Consider the following 17,806-nt stretch of genomic DNA (forward strand, 5'->3'; position numbering starts at 1 on the left):
GTCAGCGCGCCGGTTCGGTTCGCGCCGGAGCGGTGGCAAGGGCGGCCTCGGCGGCTCTGGTCAGCGGAGGGCAGGCCAGTCCGGCGAGCAGGAGCAGCACGGCGAGGACGGCCCAGCCCACCCGGCCCTGGCCGACCGCCAGGGCCGTCACCAGAAATGGGCCCGCTGTCTGCTGGAGGCCTCGGCCCAGGGCGAAGACTCCCTGGTACTCGCCCTGCTTGCCGGGCGGCGGCAGGTGCAGCGACAGCCCCCAGGAGCCGGCCGACTGGCTCAGCTCGCCCAGCACGAGCACCACGGTGCCGAGCACGAGCAGCGGCACCGCGACCAGCGCCGACGCGTCCTGGGTCAGCGCGAACACCAGGCAGCAGCCGGCCAGCAGCAGCCCGGAACGCCGCAGCATCCTGGCAGCCCCGGGCGCGGTCTCGGCGCCCCGGCTGGCCGCCACCTGGAACGCGATCACGAGCACCGTGTCCAGGACGAGCAGTCCGGCGTTGACCGAACCGGGTGCCTGCGTACGGCCGATGATCCACAACGGCAGGGCGACCGTCAGGATGGGCTGGTAGAGCTCCAGGATCCCGCACAGCAGCGCGAGCGACACGAACCGCACGTCGCGCAGGCCCGACTTGGGCTTCGCCTCGAGGGTGGTGGTCGCCGGGGTTCCCGCCCGGCCGGGCAGCCGCCAGGTGATCAGCGCGCAGCAGGTGTGCGCCGCCGCCGTGAGCAGGATGACCGCGTAGAACGCGGCCCTGCCGTCGACCGCGAGCGCGCCGGCCGCGACGGCCGCGCCCAGCATGAAGCCGAGGTTGAACAGGCTGCGCATCTGCGCGCTGACGCGCACCCGTTCGTCGGGCGGGAACACTTCATGGGTGAGGGTCATGCGCAGCGGGTTGGAGGCGGTCTCGCAGACCGATATCAGCGCCGCGACGACGACGAATCCCGTGAAGCCCGTGACTCCGCAGTAGCCGGTGAACAGCACCGCCAGCGCCACGTACGCGCCGAGCAGCGGCAGCCGGGCCCCGTACCGGTCGGCGAGACGGCCGATCGGCACCGTGCACAGCATTCCGGCCAGTCCGGCTACGGAGAGCCCGAGGCCGACCTGCTGGGCCGACAGGCCTATCGTGCGCCGGAAGAAGATGGCGCTGGAACTGAGGAAGAGGCCGAATCCGGTGGACTGCACCACCGTCAGGACGGCGAGCCTGCGGGCCGGACCGGGAGCGGGCACCAGTTGGGCCGCCCAGGACCGGACAGCGCCCGGGATCCGGCTTCCGGCTGTGTTCTCTTTGCTTGCCACGGTGATGTACCTCGGGATCGTCGTGTGCGGCTCAGCGGCTCAGCCGCTGAAGGAGGCCAGCTTCTTGGCCAGAGCCTCGGCGAACGCGGCCTCGCGCAGCAGCGGCAGGGTGCCCGCGGACTCGTAGGTGTGGGTCTCGGTGACGGCTGCCAGCCGGCCCCAGTCGGCGTCCTCGCGGGCCGCGTTCTCGGCCAGTTGGAAGACGGTGACCTCACCGCCGTACGGGCGCGGCTCGTAGTGCTCCTGGGCGAAGATCCCGGCGGCCCAGACGGCCTGCCGCCAGTGCAGGTCGGCGGGGTCCACATCCTCGTCCAGCCAGGCGATCTCCACCATGCCGCGCATCACCCGCTCCTGGTCGGTGAGCAGGTCGGGCACCTCGAAACGGCTGCGCAGCGAGTTGATCCGGAAGTCGTACAGCTCGCGCAGCCCCCAGGAGGGGTCCAGTTCCGTGGTGCCGGGCGGCATGGTGTTGACGACCGCGAGGACGGCGGCGCTCTCGCCGTTCTCCTCCAGCAGACGGGCGATCTCGTACGCTATCCGGCCGCCGGCGCACGGTCCGACGAACAGATAGGGGCCCTGAGGCTGGACAGTGCGGATCTCTCGCAGATACCGGGTGGCCATCTCGGCGATCGACAGGACCGGGCGTTCGCGGCTCCACATACCGGCCATCTCCAGGCCGTACGCGGGGCGCTCGCCGCGGAAGCTGTCCACCAGGTCGCGCATGAAGCGAACGTTGCCGGTACCCCAGTGGAAGCAGAAGACGGGGGTACCGGAGCCTTCGGGGGCCAGGGGGACGAGCGTGGCAGCCGGTTCGGTCTCCAGCGGGCTCAGGCCGGTCTCCCAGACGCTGCCGAAGTCGGGGTCGTTCGCGGTGGGTACGGTGGCGGACTCGCCGTCGGGGCTCAGGGCGACGGCGATCGCGGCCGGAGTCTTGTGCGCGTAGATGTCGTTGGCCTCCAGCCGCAGGCCTCGCTTGCGGGCCTCGGCGACCACGTTCACGACGAGCAGCGAGTAGCCGCCCAGGTCGAAGAAGTCGTCGTCCGGATCGACTTCGACGGCGAGCAGGTCCTCCCAGATCTCACTGAGGATCTGCACGGTCTCGCTGCGGTCCAACGCCATGGTGGCGTCCTCTCTGGTGGCTCTTGGGTGTGGTGGTGGGTCGGCCGGGCCTGGGGCAGGTCAGCCCAGCGCGGGTTCGGGGAGGTGGCTGGTCACCCCGGTGAGGATTCCGCCGAGTTCGAAGCTTTCGGGGGAGCCGGGCCGGGTGAAGGCGCCGACCAGCAGGTCGATGACGGCTCGCGGCCGCACCAGCGCGATGCCCTTGCGGGTGAGTTCGTCGAGTTCGGGGCGGCGCAGATGGGAGTAGTAGCCGGCCTGCCCCGGGTCCTGCGGCCGGTCGTCCCAAACGCCTTCCCCGGCCGCCTGCTCGATGGCACGGACCAGCAGACCGGCTGCTTCGCCGCGCTGCCGGCACATGTTCTCCAGCACCGACCGGGTGTAGTCCAGCGGTCCGGCACTGACGGAGATGACACCTCCGGCGTCCCACTCCTCGTTGACCCGGTGGAGTGTGAACCCGGCCTCTGCCTCGCCGTGCAACATGGAACGGGCGAATGTGAGCACGCCCCGGTATCCCGGCAGCAGCCCGGGGTGAAGGTTCGCGAAGAGCGGCGAGGCCCCGGCCGCCGGACGGAAATGGTCGATGAGCGGCGCCCGGAACTTCTGGTAACAGCGGACCGAAAAGCCCGCGCGGATGTCTTCCTGCGCCAGATAGTCCAGGAAGGCGGGGTCGTTCACATCCTCGACGACGCGGACGACGACGCTTCCCCGGTGCAGCTTCGCGATGCCCGCGGGGGAGAGGAAGCTGCTGTGCAGGGGGGCGGGGAGGCTGTCGAGGTACGGGTAGACGTAGGTGTTGAGCAGCGTCCGCTCGTACCGGAAGAGTTCGCGGAGCTCGGGCTCGGCCCGGGGGTTGGGCGGCTGCTGGGTGTAACAGACGTACGGGGTGTGACCTGCCCGGACGATGTCGTCGAGCACCTGGTCGACGATGAGGTGGGAGGTTATGTCGTTGCCGACGAAGAACGCTACCCGCATGGCGATGCCTTCTTGAGAAGCGCGGTGACCGTCTCGACGGCGGTGTGCGCGTTGGCGAGGTTGGTCTCGAACGAGTTGGTGTAGAAGTGGACGCCGCGGGTCAGCGGTCCGATGTACAGGACCCGGCCGGACAAGGAGCCGTCGCGTCGCGCCACCCGCATGGTGTCGAACTCGACGTCGATGCCGCCGAGCTGATGTGGCCTGATGTCGCCGCGCATGAGCATGTTCTGGATCAGTGACGAGTCGCTGCGTTCCAGGGAGAAGCCCGTGCCGGTGGCGTTGACCAGCCATTGGACCTCGCGGGAGAAGCTGCGCCCGTCCTGTCCGCCGTCGAGGCGGAATCGCTCGGATTCCTCGTCGTACGCCACCGAGGCAAGTCCGCTGAGGGCCTCGAAGGCGCCCTCCTCGGCCATCGCCAGCAGCCGCCGCGCGTTGTCCAGCGGCATGCAGTGACGGAACATCGACCAGATGGAGAGGTGGTCGCGGATGAAGGCCTCTCGGGCGCCGGTCGACATGGACCGCCAGACCTGGGGAATGACCTCCGATGTCGCGTCGAGGATCGAGTACCACAGTGTCTGACCGTTCTCGGCCAGTTCGATGTCCTTGGCGAGGGTGCCGGCGTAGGCGGCGGACGGCTGGGACAGCACGCGGGGCCAGTCCACGGCCAGCCCCAGGCCGTCCTCCAGCTCACGCTGGAAGAGCGCCGCGATCTCGCTGAACTCCAGTTCCCTCGTGAAGTCCTCGGTGAGCTCCCGCAGATTTTCCGGGGTCACATGACGCAGGGTGTAACGGACTCTGGGCCCCTGCACCTTCGGCAGCGAACGGCGCCGCGAGAAGCAGGTGATGGCGCCCCGGTGCCCGCTGCCCCGCAGCAGAAGCAGGGCGTCCACAGCGGTCAGACTGGTGCCGATGATTCCCACGGTGGCATCCGGGCCGATGGCCTCCAGCCCGGCACCGTGCCACATCGAATGGATGTAGTTGGGGACCTTGGTGAACTCCAGGTACTCCGTCGACGGCAGGTCGCCCAGGCACAGGAAGGCGTAGTCGTAGACGAACTGGTCGAGCCCGGCGACCAGACGCACCCCGTGGGCGTCCTCGCGGCAGTCGCTCACCATCGCCTGGTGGGTGAGCACTTTCACGCCTTCTCTGCGGGCCAGGCCGAGCGACTCCTCGAAGTACTCCTGGAGATATGCCGCGAACAGCCGACGGGGTACGTAGTCGGTGGCCCCGGCGGCTGCCGCGGCCGGGTCCTCGTGGGAGCCCAGCCAGCGCACGAAGTGCCCGGGATCATCGGCGTGGACGCTCATGGTGGCGGACCGCATGTTGAGCAGGTGACAGTCGTGTGGCGTGCTGTAGGCGACACCGGCGCCGAGCCGCTGCCCGGTTTCGAATATGTCGATCTCGGCGCCCTGCGCGCGTCCGCTGCCGATCAGGGAGCGCACCAGAGCGACGAAAACGCCCACGCCCGTCGCTCCCATGCCGGCAACCGCGAATCTCGGCGGGCGGCCTGGGAGCACGCTTACGTCGCTTTCGGCTGGCATCGGTCTTGGCCGGACCTTTCGTTGTGAGCTCTGTCGTGGTGGAGGGGCATCGCGTCGCCGGCTCAGCGCGCCCCGGGTCCCCGGTCGATCAGCTGATCGCGCTCGGGTCCTACCGACACGTATCTGACCGGAGCACCGACGAGTTCCTCGATCCGCAGTACGTAGCGGGCCGCGGCTGCGGGCAGGTCCGCGAAATCCCGGATCCCGGTGAGGTCCTCGTCCCAGCCGGGCAGATCCTCGTAGACCGGCCGGGCACGCGTGAGCCGGTGGGTCATCGGGAAGTCGGCGCTGCGCGTGCCGTCGGTCTCGTACGCCGTGCAGATCCGCAGAACGGGCTGCCCGCTGAGGCTGTCCAGCTTGGTGAGCGCGATCTCGTCGGCACCCTGGAGGAGGGTTCCGTAGCGCGATGCCACGGCGTCGAAGTGCCCGATACGGCGTGGCCGACCGGTGTTGACGCCGTACTCGCCGGAACTCTTGCGGAGCAGGTCGGCCCACTCCCCGGACTCCTCGGTGACGAAGGGGCCCTCGCCGACGCAGGTGGAGAACGCCTTCATGACGCCGGTGACCAGGTTCAGCGGCCGGCCCGGCAGCCCCGCCCCCACCGGCGCGTATCCGGCCAGTGAGCTGGAGGAGGTGGTGTAGGGGTAGATGCCGAGCAGGATGTCGCGGAGCGCGCCGAGCTGGGCTTCGAAGATGACATGCCGGCCGGCCCGGTCCGCCTCGGCGAGTACGGGGGTCACATCGCAGATGTGAGGGCGCAGCCGCTCGGCGTAGTCCAGCGCCCACTCGGTCATCGCGTCGAGCGAGATCTCCGGCCGGCCCGGGTAGAGAGCCCGATTGGCCAGGTTCTTCCACTCGACGACGTCTGCCAGCCGGCCGCGCAGGTGGTCCGGGTCGAGCAACTCGCCCAGCTGGAGGGCCTTCTTGAGGTAGCGGTCGCCGTAGACCGGTGCGATACCGCGCCGGGTACTGCCGTACGACTGGTCGGCGAGCCGGTCCTCCTCCCAGGCGTCCTGGTCGCGGTGGAAGGGGAAGCAGACCGTCGCCCGCTCGGAGAGCAACAAACCGGACGTGTCCACGCCACGCTTCCGCAGCTCGGTGAGCTCGGCGTCGAGTGATTCCAGGTCCAGGACGGTCCCGGGGCCGATCACGTTCACCGTTCCCGGGTTCAGGATTCCGGAGGGGATCAGCCGGAGCTTGAAGGTGCCGAGATGATTGATGACGGTGTGACCGGCGTTGTTGCCGCCCTGGTATCTGACCACCAGGTCCGCTTCCTGGGCCAGATAGTCGATCATCCGGCCCTTCCCCTCGTCACCCCAGTTGATGCCGACGACGGCGTGCAGCGCCATATGTCTGATTCCTCGTGTTCATCGTGCTCGCTCGGATTGCGGGGCATGCGCGGTACGGGCGCCGCGAAGGCTGTCAGGCCCGGTCGACCCCGTCCCGGCGGGCGGCGTCCGCGACCGCACGGGTGACGGCGGGGGCGACACGTGCGTCGAAGGAGTCGGGCAGGATGCGCTCCACGGTCAGCTCGTCCGCCACCACGTCGGCCAGCGCGCGTGCGGCGGCCAGCTTCATGCCCTCCGTGATCCGCGACGCGCGGACCTTGAGAGCACCGGCGAAAATGCCCGGGAACGCCAGGACGTTGTTGATCTGATTGGGGAAGTCCGACCGGCCGGTGCCGACGACCGTGGCGTAGCGGCGGGCCGCGTCGGGCAGGATCTCGGGGTCGGGATTGGACAGCGCGAAGATGATCGCGTCCGGGGCCATGTGTGCGAACGCGGGCTCCGGGACCGTACTGCCGGACAGGCCGATGAACACATCGGCACCGTGCAGGGCATCGGTGAGGTCCCCGGTCAGCCCGGCGCGATTGCTGTCGCGGGCCAGGGCGGTCTTCGCGGTGTTGAGGTCGGTGCGTCCCTCATGGACGACGCCCTTGCTGTCGCCGACCACGACGTCGCCGATCCCTGCCTCCAGCAGGATCCGTGCCACCGCGATGCCGGACGCGCCCGCGCCGGCCACCACCGCGCGCAGATCGGCCAGCCGCCGTCCGGTGACCGTGGCAGCGTTCCACAGGGCGGCCAGGGTGACGACGGCGGTGCCGTGCTGGTCGTCGTGGAAGACCGGGATGTCCAGCCGCTCCTGCAACCGGCGCTCGATCTCGAAGCAGCGCGGTGCGGAGATGTCCTCCAGATTGATACCGCCGAAGGCCGGTGCGATCCGCACCACGGTTTCGACGATCTCGTCGACATCGGTGCAGTCCAGCGCAATCGGGACAGCGTCGACGTCCGCGAGCTGTTTGAAGAGGATCGCCTTGCCCTCCATCACCGGCAGGGAGGCCTGCGGGCCGATGTTCCCCAGGCCGAGCACCGCCGTCCCGTCGGTGACGACCGCGACCGAGGACGACTTCCAGGTGTAGTCGAACACCAGTTCAGGCCGCTCGGCGATGGCAGTGCACACGCGTGCGACGCCTGGCGTGTAGGCCAGGGACAGCTCGTCGGGACCGGTGAGCGGGACCGTCGCGCGGATCTCCAGCTTTCCGCCCCGGTGGTAGGTCAGCGCCCGCTCACGGGCACCCTGCCGGTTCGTCATGTTGCCTCTCTCCCCCATTCCCACCATGGCGTGACGCCTAGTGGGCCGCAGAGAAGCTAAGCGGAATTGCCAAATCTTGTCAAGTATTACCAAGCTGGTGAAGCTGACCTGCGGTCCTGCCGCGCCCAGCGTCGTTCCAGTCGCCGACCACCCCGGTTCGCGCCCAGCGAGGCAACGTCACGAGAACCGGACTTCCCGTGGTCGCATTCACCACACCCACCCTGTTCTGCATCTATTCGCGATCAACTCGACCACTACCGACCTCGGCACGCATCCGATCGCCATCGCCGGCGCGGCGACCGGCGCCGCGACCGTAACCGTGACGCCAGTCGTCGACAGGCCGTCACTCCTTCGGTCCGCAGTCCGGCGAAGTCAACTCCACATCTGCCGTTTGCCAGATATTTGCCAGCTGTAGGCAATGTTTGCCACGCTCCGCAGACGCACCGGACCGGTGCGGGGGAAGCGTGAGGCTCCGCCCCCGCGCGCCTTCCTTCGACGACCGCGAGGACGCTCGGGAGCCACTTGACGGACCCGAGGAAGAGCGACTGCCTGGCCACGGGCTGCCGGTCGGCGCCCACGAGGTCGATCTCGACGCCGTTGCCACGGGTCCGGTACCCGCCGGTCGCCGGGGCGGCGGGCAGGGGCCCGACCGGCAGGAGGCGCGCCAGGGATTCCCGTACCAGGGGCTCGATCGCGCGGCCCCGCCGGCTCGTCCACCGCTCCTTGATCCGGCTCGGCGTGAGAGCTTCACTCCTACGAACGCCGTCAGGGGCCGATCTCCGAGCACGAGCAGGAGCGGGCACGCCGGGTCTTCGGCGAGGTGTTCGCCGAGGTGTTCGCCGAGGAGGGGCAGTGGCCCGCCGCAGGCTGAGCCACGAGGGCACCCTCGTTCTCGACTGGGAGGGCCTGTCGAAGTTCGTCGGCGATCACGAGCCCGTCGTCGCCCTCGTCTCCGAAGCCCGCAGGCGGGGCATGGAGGTGGTCATCAGCGCGCTCACCATCATCGAAGCGGTGCATCGCCGGACCGACAGGGCGCGGCTCGCCCGGGTCCTGTCGGTCCGGCGTACGGATCGTGCACATCGGCGACGAGGAGGCCAAGGCCGCCTCAGCCATGCTGATCAACGCTCGACCGCATGGTCACAAGTACGCCATCGACGCCGCCGTGGCCGAGACGGCGCTGCGCCGGCGCCGCCCGCCTCACCCCGAGGCAGACGTTCGGCCCGCAGCCGTACCCGCGATCATCCCGCCCAGACCACCGCCTGCACCTCCCCGTACGCGTGCAGCGCGTACGACCCCACATCGCGCCCGACGCCGCTCCGCTTGAAGCCGCCGAACGGTGCCTCCATGTTCCGCCCGACGGTGTTCACGCCGACCCCGCCCGCCCGTAGTCGGCGTGCGACCCGGAAGGCGCGGGCCACATCGCCCGACCAGACGTAGTCGATGAGGCCGTACTCGCTGTCGTTGGCCAGCGCGACGCCCTCCTCCTCGTCGTCGAAGGGGATGACGGTCACCACCGGCCCGAAGATCTCCTCCCGGGCCACCCGCATGTCGTTCGTGCAGTCGGCCAGCAGGGTCGGGGCGACATAGAACCCCCGGTCGTACGGAGGCCGTTCGCCACCGGCGACCACCACCGCGCCCTCTTTCCGGCCCAGTTCGACGTACGCCTCGACCCTGTCGCGGTGCGCCGCCGAGATCACCGGCCCGACCACCGTGCCCTCCGCACGCGGGTCGCCCACCTTCAAGTGACCGGCATACGCGGCGAGTTGCTCCACGAGCCGTCCGTACACGCCCCGTTGGGCCAGCACCCGGGTCGGTGCCGTGCAGATCTGGCCGCTGTAGAACGAGAACGTCGTGCCGATGCCCGCGACCGCCGAGCGGATGTCCGCGTCGTCGAAGACGAGTGCCGCGCCCTTTCCGCCCAGTTCCATCAACTGGCGTTTCATGCTCCGGCCGCACACCTCGGCGATCCGTTGCCCGACCGCCGTCGAACCGGTGAAGCTGACCATGTCGACGTCCGGGGAGCCCACGACCGCCTCGCCGACACCGACGCCCAGCCCGCTGACCACGTTGACGGTTCCCGGCGGCGCGCCCGCCTCCTCCAGTGCCTCCGCCATCCTGTACACCGACAGCGGGTCCTGCGGAGCGGGCTTCACGACCACCGTGTTGCCCATCGCCAGGGCGGGCGCGATCTTGCCGGCCGGGTTGGCCCAGGGGTTGTTGTACGAGGTGATGCAGGCGACCACGCCCACGGGCTGGCGTATCGCCAGCGCACCCATCACCGCGGCCTTCCCGAACGGGCCCCCCTCGTTGACCTGCGGCGCGATCGCCCACTCGGCCGGCTCCACCTTCGCGTACCGGCGGAAACGGGCCGCGCCCACGCCCACCTGCATCCCGCGCGCCGTTCCCGTCGTGGCGCCGGTCTCCGCCTGGGCGAGGGCGGCGTACGGCACCAGGTGGCTCTGGATGATGTCCGCGGCGCGGGCCAGGACGGCGGCCCGTTCCTCCGGTGACGTGCGCGACCACGGTCCGAAGGCCTCGCGGGCCGCCGCGGCGGCGGCGTACGCCTGCTCCCGTGAAGCCTCCGGCGCATACCCGACGACTTCCTCCGTCGCCGGGTCGATCACCTCGTAGTGCCCGTCGGCCGGTTCCACCCACGAACCGCCGACGAACAGCCGCTGTGCGTCGCTCACTTGGTGCTCACCGTCGCCGTGTCCCGGCCCGAACGAAGCACCCTGCCCGGTACCGCACCCGTCACCGTGTCGTCCCGGATCGTCTCGACGCCGTTGACCCACACGGCTGTTACGCCGATCGCCTTCGAGTCGAGACGCGGGCTGTCACCCGGCAGGTCGTGCACCAGGGTGGCCTTGTCGGCGGCGATCCGCTCCGGGTCGAAGAGGACCAGGTCGGCGTGGAAGCCCTCCTGGACACGCCCCCTCTCGCGCAGGCCGAACAGTCGCGCCGGGTCGTCGGTCAGCATCTGCACCGCCCGCTCCAGCGGCACCAGTTTCCGGCCGCGCAGACAGTCGCCGAGGAAACGGGTCGTGTACGGGGCCCCACACATCCGGTCCAGGTGCGCGCCGGCGTCGGAGCCGCCGAGCAGTACGTCCTCGTGCCGCCAGGTCTCGGCGCGCAGCGCCCAGGACGCCGGGTCGTTGTCGGTGGGCATGGGCCACAGGACCGTACGCAGATCGTCGGCCACGCAGATCTCGACGAGGCAACTGAAGGGGTCGAGGCCGCGTTCGGCGGCGATGTCCTCCACCACCCTCCCGGTCAGGCCCTCGTTCGCCGCGCTGTACGTGTCCCCGATGACATAACGCCCGAAGTCCGTCAGCCGCCGGAAGACTCCGGCCTCCTCGCTCTGCCCCTGGCGGACCATCTCGGCCCGTACCGCCGGGTCGCCGAGCCGGGTGATCCGCTCGGCGACCGGCAGGCCGAGCACCGGTCCCCAACCGGGGATCAGGTTCAGCGCGCAGAAGGTGCCGAGGGACATGTTCATCGGCGTGAGGATGGGCATGGTGAGGGCCACGACCCGGCCACCCGCCTTACGGGCACGCTCACTTGCCTCCAACTGGCGGGGTACGCGGGCCGGCACGGACGCGTCGATCGTGAGCACGTTCCAGTTCAGCGGGCGTCCGGCAGCCGCGCTCATCTCGACGAACAGATCGATCTCGGCGTCGCTGAACTGGTCGAGGCAGCCCGCGACGATCGCCTCGATCTGGGTGCCCTCGTGCTCGCCGACCGCCTGGGAGAGGGCGAGGAGTTCGGCGGGCAGCGCATGCCGGGACGCCACCGGCTCACCGTCCCCGTCGGAGTGGGAGGACGACTGCGTGGTGGAGAATCCCCAGGCGCCGGCGTCCATGGCCTCGTGCAACAGCCGCAGCATGTCGTCGAGTTGCTGTTCCGTCGGCTGTCCGCCCACCGCGTCCGGCCCCATGACGTACCGGCGCAGCGCGCAATGCCCCACCATGAAACCGGCGTTGACCGCGATCCGCCCCTCCAGCGCGTCCAGGTACTCCCCGAAACCGTTCCAGGTCCAGGGCGCCCCCTCCTCCAGCGCGACCAGGGACATCCCCTCGACCTTGGACATCATCCGGCGCGTGTAGTCGGCGTCGTCCGGCCGGTCCGGGTTCAACGGGGCCAGCGTGAAACCGCAGTTGCCGGCGGCGACCGTCGTGACCCCGTGATTGAGGGACGGCGTGGCATACGGGTCCCAGAAGAGCTGGGCGTCGTAATGCGTGTGCGGATCGACGAACCCGGGGGCGAGGACCAGCCCGGACGCGTCCTCGGTCGTCCGGGCGTCCTCGGTGATCCGGGTACCGATGGCCGCGATGCGACCGTCCCGTATCCCCACATCGGCGACGTAGGCGGGCGCGCCGGTCCCGTCGACGACGGTGACGCCCGCGATCAGATGGTCAAGCACGACTGCACCTCTTCCCAAGGCCCGCAGGGACGCGCCCCTCTTTTAGGGGCGCGGGACTGTATCGATTTGCGGCTCCGCCGCGTGGGCGCGAACAACCACGACGGCCCCGCGCCCGCCAACGAACCTCAAGCCGCCCCCCGGAACCGCGAAGTCCGATGCACAGGGTCGGTGTCGATCTTCGGAATCACATGCTCACCGACCAACCGGATCGTCTGCAGCGTGTCCTCCCTGGAGATCCCGATCGGCATACCGAAGCTCAGCTGATCCGCCCCGGCCTGCTCCCACCGCTTGCACTGCGTGAGCACCTCGTCCGGGTCCCCGCAGATCAACAGCTCCTCGGCGATGAGCAGTTCGATGATCTCCTCATTGAACTCGGGCAGCGTCTCCGGCCACACCGGGAACCCCTCGGGACGAGGGAACGTGTCGTGGTACCGGAAGAGCAGCGACTGCAGATAGTGCAGCCCACCGCCCGCCGCGATCCGTACCGCCTCCGCGTGTGTCGGCGCGCAGATCGCCGTCGACGTCACCATCACGTTGTCGTTGACGTAGTCCCCGACCGGTTCGGCGTCCACGATCGCCGTCTTGTACTGCTCCAGCACCCACTCCATGTCGGAGACCCTCTGCACGCTGAAGCCGAGAACTCCGAGCCCCTTGCGGGCGGCCATGGCGTACGAGGGCGGCGAGCCGGCGGCGTACCACATCGCGGGGTGCGAGGGACCGTACGGCTTGGGCAGGATCTTGCGGGGCGGCAACGACCAGTGTTTGCCCTGGAAGCCGACGTACTCGTCCTGCATCCACATCTTCGGGAACTCGGCGATCGTCTCCTCCCACAGCTCCTTCGTGTGGTTCATGTCGGTGATGCCGGGCATGAAGCCGAGGATCTCGTGGGAGCCGGCGCCCCGGCCGGAGCCGAACTCGAAGCGGTTGCCGGTGAGATGGTCGAGCATGGCGACCTTCTCGGCCACCTTCACCGGGTGGTTGACCGGGGCGAGCGGGTTGAAGATGCCGGAGCCGAGGTGGATGCGCTCGGTGGCGTGGGCGAGGTAGCCGAGGTAGACGTCACTGGCCGAGATGTGCGAGTACTCCTCCAGGAAGTGGTGCTCGGACACCCAGGCGTACTTGAAGTTCGACTTGTCCGCCTGAATGACGTACTCGGTCTCCTCCATCAGCGCCTTGTGCTCCGCGAGCGGATCGGTCTCGGCCCGCTTGCCCACGTATCCCTGTACAAAGAGCCCGAATTCCAAGGAGGTTCACCGTCCCCAGTAACCGTTGCTGACGTTCCCGATGTTTCTGACGCAGCGTCAGATTTGATGAGTCGACTGTTCCACCGGCCCCTGGGACCGTCAATAGCTGACGGTCAGTCAGGTACGGAAGTCGGGTCGCTCAGACGACGGAGACGCCCGCGAGCCAGCCCCCGTCGATCACGAACGGCTGTCCGGTGATGTACGAGGAGTCCTCCGAGGTGAGGAACAGCGCGAGCCGCGCCACCTCGTCCGGCCGCCCGATCCGCCCCAGCGGCACGAGCTTGCGGTACAGCTTGTCCAGCCCCTGCGAGGCACCCTCGGCGTCGGCGTCCGGGTCGAGTACGGCCGGGTTGGACATCGCGGTGTCGATCGCGCCCGGGCACACGGCGTTGACCCGGATCTTCCGGCGCGCCAGTTCCAGCGCGGCGACCCGGGTGAGCCCGACGATGGCGTGCTTGCTCGCCGCGTACGCCCCGACCGCCGCCATCCCGGTGAGCCCGGTGTACGAGGCGGTGTTGACGATCGTCCCGCCGCCGGCGTCGGCGATGCGCGGCGCGACCGCCCTGATCCCGAGGAAGCAGCCGACCTGGTTGACCTGCACGACCTGCATGAACTCGTCGAGGGGTGTGTCGAGAAGGGTGTTGAAGCGGAGGATGCCGGCGTTGTTGACCAGTCCGTCGATCCGGCCGTACGCCTTCTCGGCGGCGGCTACGGCAGCCTGCCAGCCCGCCTCCTCGCGCACGTCGAGATGGACATACAGGGCGCCCAACTCCTTTGCCAGCTTTTCCCCTTGGTCGTCGAGCACATCCGCTACGACCACTCGCGCACCCTCCGCCACGAAGAGCCGGGCCTCCTGCTCCCCCTGACCGCGTGCCGCGCCGGTGACGATGACGACCCGTCCGTCGAGCTTGCCCATGCGGAACCCCTTCGCAGCGTTCACATCGGTGGAGGTCAGCATCGTACCGCCGCATCTGACGATGCGTCAGACTCGACGGCGAGTGTGCTGTGTGTGCGATAGCACACCTTAAGTGACTGGGGAGTAGGGATATTTGACCCTGTCGCGCACCCACAGGTGACACCAATAATTCTCCACGAACAGGTAAAGCGAACACCAAGGAATCCCAGGGACGGAGCGGCATGGCCAAGAGGCGCCTGAAGAACAAGAAGGTCCGGATCGTGGCGATCGGATCGGCGCTCGCGACCGGCGGCGTGATCATCACTCTCCTTCCGTCGGCGAACGCGGCCGAGGAGAAGACACCCGAGCAGATCATCACGATGTGCGAACGGGCCAAGGTACTCAACGGTAAACAGCAGGACATTTTCGACTTCGGCGGACACCCCATCGCCGGCCCGAGTTTCGAGTCCGACAACTGCAACTACGTCGAGACGAATTTCGAGTTGTTCGACGGCCCCACCGAGAAGGCCTCGATCGACTTCCCGAACTGCGAGCCGAACGCCACCGAACCGTCGAAGGTCTCGATCACCTGGAAATCGACCGTGGCCCAGGGGTCGGGCAAGTACACCGCGACCCAACAGGGCGCCGGCGGAGGGCTCTTCGGCTTTCTCAGCGGGTCCTGGCTCAAGCACAAGGGAACGACCGACATGACCGTCAAGTCGGTGACCGCCGGCGACACGGAGAACCGGGAGGTTCCGGTCGGCAAGGTCCTGCACATGGAGTTCACGCCGAAAATGCAGCGCATGACCGGCGAATGGCGGGTACGGATCGACGCCAACCCCGGCAGCTTCGCGGTGAACCCCTCACCGGAGAAGAACTTCGTCGCGTCGGAACTCGTCGAGGGACCCGCGGTCCTGCCGGGCGCCGCCGGAGCCGCGGGCATCGCGGACGGGGTCGCCAAGCCCGTCCTGACCGACTGCTGACGACGCCCTCCCATGTCCCGCGCATCCCCCCACCCCACTCCCCCCACCTCCTCATCACTCGTCCCACCTGGCCGAATGCCCTCAACTCCCCCCTTCCCCGCAAGGAGACGCACGATGACCCGCACCAGCCGCAAGGGCAGTCACCGGAGCAAGAAGAAGCGCATCGTCATGGCCATGGCTCCGGTGGTGGCCATCGCGGTGGCCGTTCCGCTGATGAACCAGGCGGGTGCCGCGACCCCCTCCGAAGTGACCAGGGACTGCGCGGAGAACTCCCCGAAGCTGGACGACTGCGCATTCGTCGACGTCCAGTTCAAGAGGGACAACCTCGGGCCCAACAAGCGCGTTTCCACCATCAGCGACAACTGCGGTTCCACAAGCCCCCTGACGAAGACCTTCAGCGTGTCCGCGTCGGTGACGAGGTCCATCACACTGGAGGACGGATTCACCGCCTCCGCCGACTCGAAGCTGGGAAACTCGTTCTTCGAGATCGGCGCCAAGTTCAACACCACGGAGATCGACCTAAAGCGTGACGACACGGGAACCGGATTCGACTTCTCCCGGACCGACACCGTGAAAGCCGACCACATCGGTTTCTTCATGTGGTCGGAGAAGCGAACCGACGTGAGCGGATTCCTCAGGGCCACGTACAAGGACGAGCAGGACGGCCAGAAGGTGTTCTTCTCGCCGAGCGAGGGCGGCACGAGCGTGCACGTCTTCTATCCGCAGCTCCTGAAGAACGGCACCCCGGACGGCCGCCTCTGGCTGCGCAACGTCGAGTGCGAAACCCCCCAGGCAAACGGACTTCAGAACTCGGAGAACAGCAGCAGGGCGGAGCCCGGATTCGGCGAGGGCGGCGCGAACGTCACGGACGTCGAAATCCCGGTGTCGGAGATTCCCGCACCGTAGCGAGATCCGGGACCGAATTCAGCGAACAGAGCACAGCGGAAAACGGCGGCACCGGTTGTTCTCACACTTCTCATGTGCGAACAGCCGGAGTCGCCCCCAGCCATCTCAGGACCGCGTCCGTACTCCCCCGAGCGTTCAGCTTGGCGTAGATGTTGCTGAGGTTGTTGCGGACGGTCTTCTCGCTCAGCCTCAACCGCAGCCCGATCTCCTGGGCGCCCAGGCCGGTCGACAGCAACTCCATGATCTGCCGCTCGCGCGGTGAGAGCAGACTGCGCAGCCGCTCCATCGCCGCCCCCGCGACGGACGCGCTCTTCGTCCCCTCCCCCGAGACCCGCTGGGCCCCCTCCCGGAGGGCTGCGCACGCGACCGGCGAGAGGTAGGTGTGCCCGACCGTGGCCGCCATGACCGCCGAGGCCAGCATGCAGGTGCAGTAGTCGCCCTCGACGAGATAGCCGGCGCCGCCCCGGAACACCTCCACCACGGTCTCGGTGTCCCGGCGCGGACTGACGACGATCACCGGAACGCTCACGGCACCCATGGCCTTCAACAGCACCGGAAAGTCGGCCGTCGGCTCGTCGCACCGCAGGACGACGACGTCCACCGCGCCCTGCTCCCCCAGCTCACGGTAGGGCGGGGTCACGTGCAATGCCCGTCCCACGTACGGGTCGTCGGGGTCCGGCCAGTCCTGGTGCGGCCACTCGCCCTCAGCGCAGGCGAGGGCGACGGACAGCCTGGGTGAGGGGTGGTCGACGAGCCGGGAAGCGTGCACCGCGCATGTCCTTCCGCCGGAACGATGACGTCCGTACGTCCCTACGTACGCGCCCCAGCATGGACATGTTCAAAGGTTCAAAGAGATCCAGGAAAGCTGTCAGACAGGTCCCCCAGCAGCGGGCCCACTTCCGCCCCGAACGCGCTTATTTGGTCGGTTAGTTCAGTGAGACCCCGGCTCCGGAACCGCACCTGGATCTGGTCCACCCCCATCTCGCCGTACGCCCGCAGCGACTCGGCGAGCACCTCGGGCGGCCCGCTGATCGTCCGCCGCCCGACATCCCACCCGGGCTCACCGACGTACAGCGGCTCGGTGATGGCACCGACGGTGAACGGCCCCTGGACGGCGGCCTCTTCGCGCAGTCGCCGGATGCGGGCGATCTGGTCCGGGAGGCGGTCGCGGGGGTCGCCCTGCGGCAGCCAGCCGTCGCCCTTGAGCGCGGCCCGGCGTACGGCGGCGGGGGACGACCCGCCGACCCAGAGGGGTACGCGTTCCTGGGCGGGCCGTGGCCGCTGGCCGAGCCCTTCGAAGTCGTACAACTTGCCGTGATGCTCCGGGAACTCGTCCGGGCCGAGCGCGGCGCGCAACGCGTCGATCGTCTCGTCGAGCACGGCACCCCGGCGTTCGAAGTCGACCCCCAGCGCCTCGAACTCCTCCTGTACGTGGCCCGCCCCGACCCCGAGGATCAGGCGCCCGCCGGAGAGGTGGTCGAGGGTGGCGTACTGCTTGGCGGTGAGGAGGGGGTGACGGAGGCCGACGACGGCCACATGGCTGAGGAGCCGTACGCGCTCGGTGACGGCGGCGAGGTGGGCGAGGGTGGCCACGGGGTCGTACCAGACGGTGCTCATCGCGGGGGCGAGACGGCGCGGGATGGCGACGTGGTCGCAGCCCGCGAGGTAGGCGAAGCCGGCGCGGTCCGCGGTGCGGGCGATGTCGACGAGGTCGGCGGGGGTGGCCGAGGTTTCCCAGGGTTCGGTGTAGAGGGTGGACTGGGACTGGATGGGGAGTTGCATGCCGTAGGTCATGGGGGGCTTCCCTCTCCCTGGCTGGTCATATCTGACGATCCGTCACTTC

At 68.9% G+C, this 17,806-nt stretch carries 14 protein-coding genes and 2 pseudogenes; 3 read left to right on the plus strand and 13 right to left on the minus strand.

Annotated features, from left to right (window positions below; translation table 11 throughout):
- Position 1: 1 nt before the first annotated feature.
- The 7 genes and pseudogenes from G3I71_RS11890 to G3I71_RS51030 form a co-directional block, all read right to left on the minus strand.
- Positions 2 to 1,291: an MFS transporter gene (locus G3I71_RS11890; RefSeq protein ID WP_164313943.1), complete on the minus strand. Its 1,290-nt coding sequence runs from the start codon at positions 1,289 to 1,291 to the stop codon at positions 2 to 4.
- 39 nt (positions 1,292 to 1,330) lie between these two features.
- Complete coding sequence (locus G3I71_RS11895) at positions 1,331 to 2,410, minus strand: thioesterase domain-containing protein (protein WP_164313944.1); 1,080 nt, start codon at positions 2,408 to 2,410, stop codon at positions 1,331 to 1,333.
- A 60-nt stretch (positions 2,411 to 2,470) separates the two neighbouring features.
- Complete coding sequence (locus G3I71_RS11900; protein ID WP_164313945.1) at positions 2,471 to 3,382, minus strand: formyltransferase family protein; 912 nt, start codon at positions 3,380 to 3,382, stop codon at positions 2,471 to 2,473.
- Complete coding sequence (locus G3I71_RS11905; protein ID WP_343242932.1) at positions 3,373 to 4,923, minus strand: FAD/NAD(P)-binding protein; 1,551 nt, start codon at positions 4,921 to 4,923, stop codon at positions 3,373 to 3,375. The genes G3I71_RS11900 and G3I71_RS11905 overlap by 10 nt, the downstream gene beginning before the upstream one ends.
- Positions 4,924 to 4,985: 62 nt before the next feature.
- Positions 4,986 to 6,272 carry an adenylosuccinate synthase gene (locus G3I71_RS11910; RefSeq protein ID WP_164313947.1) on the minus strand — a complete coding sequence of 429 codons (1,287 nt, stop codon included), beginning with the start codon at positions 6,270 to 6,272 and terminating at the stop codon, positions 4,986 to 4,988.
- Positions 6,273 to 6,345: 73 nt separating this feature from the next.
- Positions 6,346 to 7,515 (minus strand): NADP-dependent malic enzyme, encoded by a 1,170-nt coding sequence (locus tag G3I71_RS11915; protein WP_239149087.1) that lies wholly within the window; start codon positions 7,513 to 7,515, stop codon positions 6,346 to 6,348.
- Positions 7,516 to 8,024: 509 nt separating this feature from the next.
- Positions 8,025 to 8,258 (minus strand): annotated as a pseudogene (locus G3I71_RS51030) (ATP-binding protein); the annotation flags it as partial.
- A 109-nt stretch (positions 8,259 to 8,367) separates the two neighbouring features.
- Here G3I71_RS51030 and G3I71_RS51035 point away from each other — a divergent pair.
- A pseudogene (locus G3I71_RS51035) lies at positions 8,368 to 8,710 on the plus strand (DNA-binding protein); the annotation flags it as partial.
- A 43-nt stretch (positions 8,711 to 8,753) separates the two neighbouring features.
- Here G3I71_RS51035 and G3I71_RS11930 read toward each other — a convergent pair.
- The 4 genes from G3I71_RS11930 to G3I71_RS11945 all read right to left on the minus strand — a co-directional run bounded on the left by G3I71_RS11930 (position 8,754) and on the right by G3I71_RS11945 (position 14,095).
- Positions 8,754 to 10,205 (minus strand): aldehyde dehydrogenase family protein, encoded by a 1,452-nt coding sequence (locus G3I71_RS11930; RefSeq protein ID WP_164313949.1) that lies wholly within the window; start codon positions 10,203 to 10,205, stop codon positions 8,754 to 8,756.
- Complete coding sequence (locus G3I71_RS11935) at positions 10,202 to 11,935, minus strand: D-aminoacylase (RefSeq protein ID WP_164313950.1); 1,734 nt, start codon at positions 11,933 to 11,935, stop codon at positions 10,202 to 10,204. Before G3I71_RS11935 ends, G3I71_RS11930 begins: the two co-directional genes overlap by 4 nt.
- A 125-nt stretch (positions 11,936 to 12,060) precedes the next feature.
- Complete coding sequence (locus G3I71_RS11940) at positions 12,061 to 13,179, minus strand: LLM class flavin-dependent oxidoreductase (protein ID WP_164313951.1); 1,119 nt, start codon at positions 13,177 to 13,179, stop codon at positions 12,061 to 12,063.
- A gap of 139 nt (positions 13,180 to 13,318) precedes the next feature.
- Complete coding sequence (locus G3I71_RS11945; RefSeq protein WP_164313952.1) at positions 13,319 to 14,095, minus strand: SDR family NAD(P)-dependent oxidoreductase; 777 nt, start codon at positions 14,093 to 14,095, stop codon at positions 13,319 to 13,321.
- Positions 14,096 to 14,316: 221 nt separating this feature from the next.
- Here G3I71_RS11945 and G3I71_RS11950 point away from each other — a divergent pair, with 221 nt between their 5' ends.
- Together G3I71_RS11950 and G3I71_RS11955 are read left to right on the plus strand one after the other, a co-directional pair.
- Positions 14,317 to 15,057, plus strand: a complete 741-nt coding sequence (locus G3I71_RS11950) for a hypothetical protein (RefSeq protein ID WP_203729981.1) — start codon at positions 14,317 to 14,319, stop codon at positions 15,055 to 15,057.
- A 114-nt stretch (positions 15,058 to 15,171) separates the two neighbouring features.
- Positions 15,172 to 15,963: a hypothetical protein gene (locus tag G3I71_RS11955; protein ID WP_164313953.1), complete on the plus strand. Its 792-nt coding sequence runs from the start codon at positions 15,172 to 15,174 to the stop codon at positions 15,961 to 15,963.
- Positions 15,964 to 16,033: 70 nt separating this feature from the next.
- On the opposite strand, the gene G3I71_RS11960 is transcribed toward G3I71_RS11955, so the two are convergent.
- Entirely contained in the window at positions 16,034 to 16,732 is a 699-nt protein-coding gene (locus tag G3I71_RS11960; RefSeq protein ID WP_343242933.1) for a LuxR C-terminal-related transcriptional regulator, read from the minus strand.
- A gap of 77 nt (positions 16,733 to 16,809) precedes the next feature.
- Positions 16,810 to 17,757: an LLM class F420-dependent oxidoreductase gene (locus G3I71_RS11965; protein ID WP_239149088.1), complete on the minus strand. Its 948-nt coding sequence runs from the start codon at positions 17,755 to 17,757 to the stop codon at positions 16,810 to 16,812.
- Positions 17,758 to 17,806 lie beyond the last annotated feature (49 nt).

The sequence above is a fragment of the Streptomyces sp. SID12501 genome (assembly GCF_010550245.1).
Lineage (GTDB): Bacteria > Actinomycetota > Actinomycetes > Streptomycetales > Streptomycetaceae > Streptomyces.

Bases quoted from the DNA above. Each gene is read 5' to 3' on its own strand.
- G3I71_RS11965 (WP_239149088.1), bottom strand. From the start codon at position 17,757: ATGACCTACGGCATGCAACTCCCCATCCAGTCCCAGTCCACCCTCTAC.
- G3I71_RS11910 (WP_164313947.1), bottom strand. From the start codon at position 6,272: ATGGCGCTGCACGCCGTCGTCGGCATCAACTGGGGTGACGAGGGGAAG.
- G3I71_RS11955 (WP_164313953.1), top strand. From the start codon at position 15,172: ATGACCCGCACCAGCCGCAAGGGCAGTCACCGGAGCAAGAAGAAGCGC.
- G3I71_RS11950 (WP_203729981.1), top strand. From the start codon at position 14,317: ATGGCCAAGAGGCGCCTGAAGAACAAGAAGGTCCGGATCGTGGCGATC.
- G3I71_RS11915 (WP_239149087.1), bottom strand. From the start codon at position 7,515: ATGACGAACCGGCAGGGTGCCCGTGAGCGGGCGCTGACCTACCACCGG.
- G3I71_RS11945 (WP_164313952.1), bottom strand. From the start codon at position 14,095: ATGGGCAAGCTCGACGGACGGGTCGTCATCGTCACCGGCGCGGCACGC.
- G3I71_RS11900 (WP_164313945.1), bottom strand. From the start codon at position 3,382: ATGCGGGTAGCGTTCTTCGTCGGCAACGACATAACCTCCCACCTCATC.
- G3I71_RS11895 (WP_164313944.1), bottom strand. From the start codon at position 2,410: ATGGCGTTGGACCGCAGCGAGACCGTGCAGATCCTCAGTGAGATCTGG.
- G3I71_RS11905 (WP_343242932.1), bottom strand. From the start codon at position 4,923: ATGCCAGCCGAAAGCGACGTAAGCGTGCTCCCAGGCCGCCCGCCGAGA.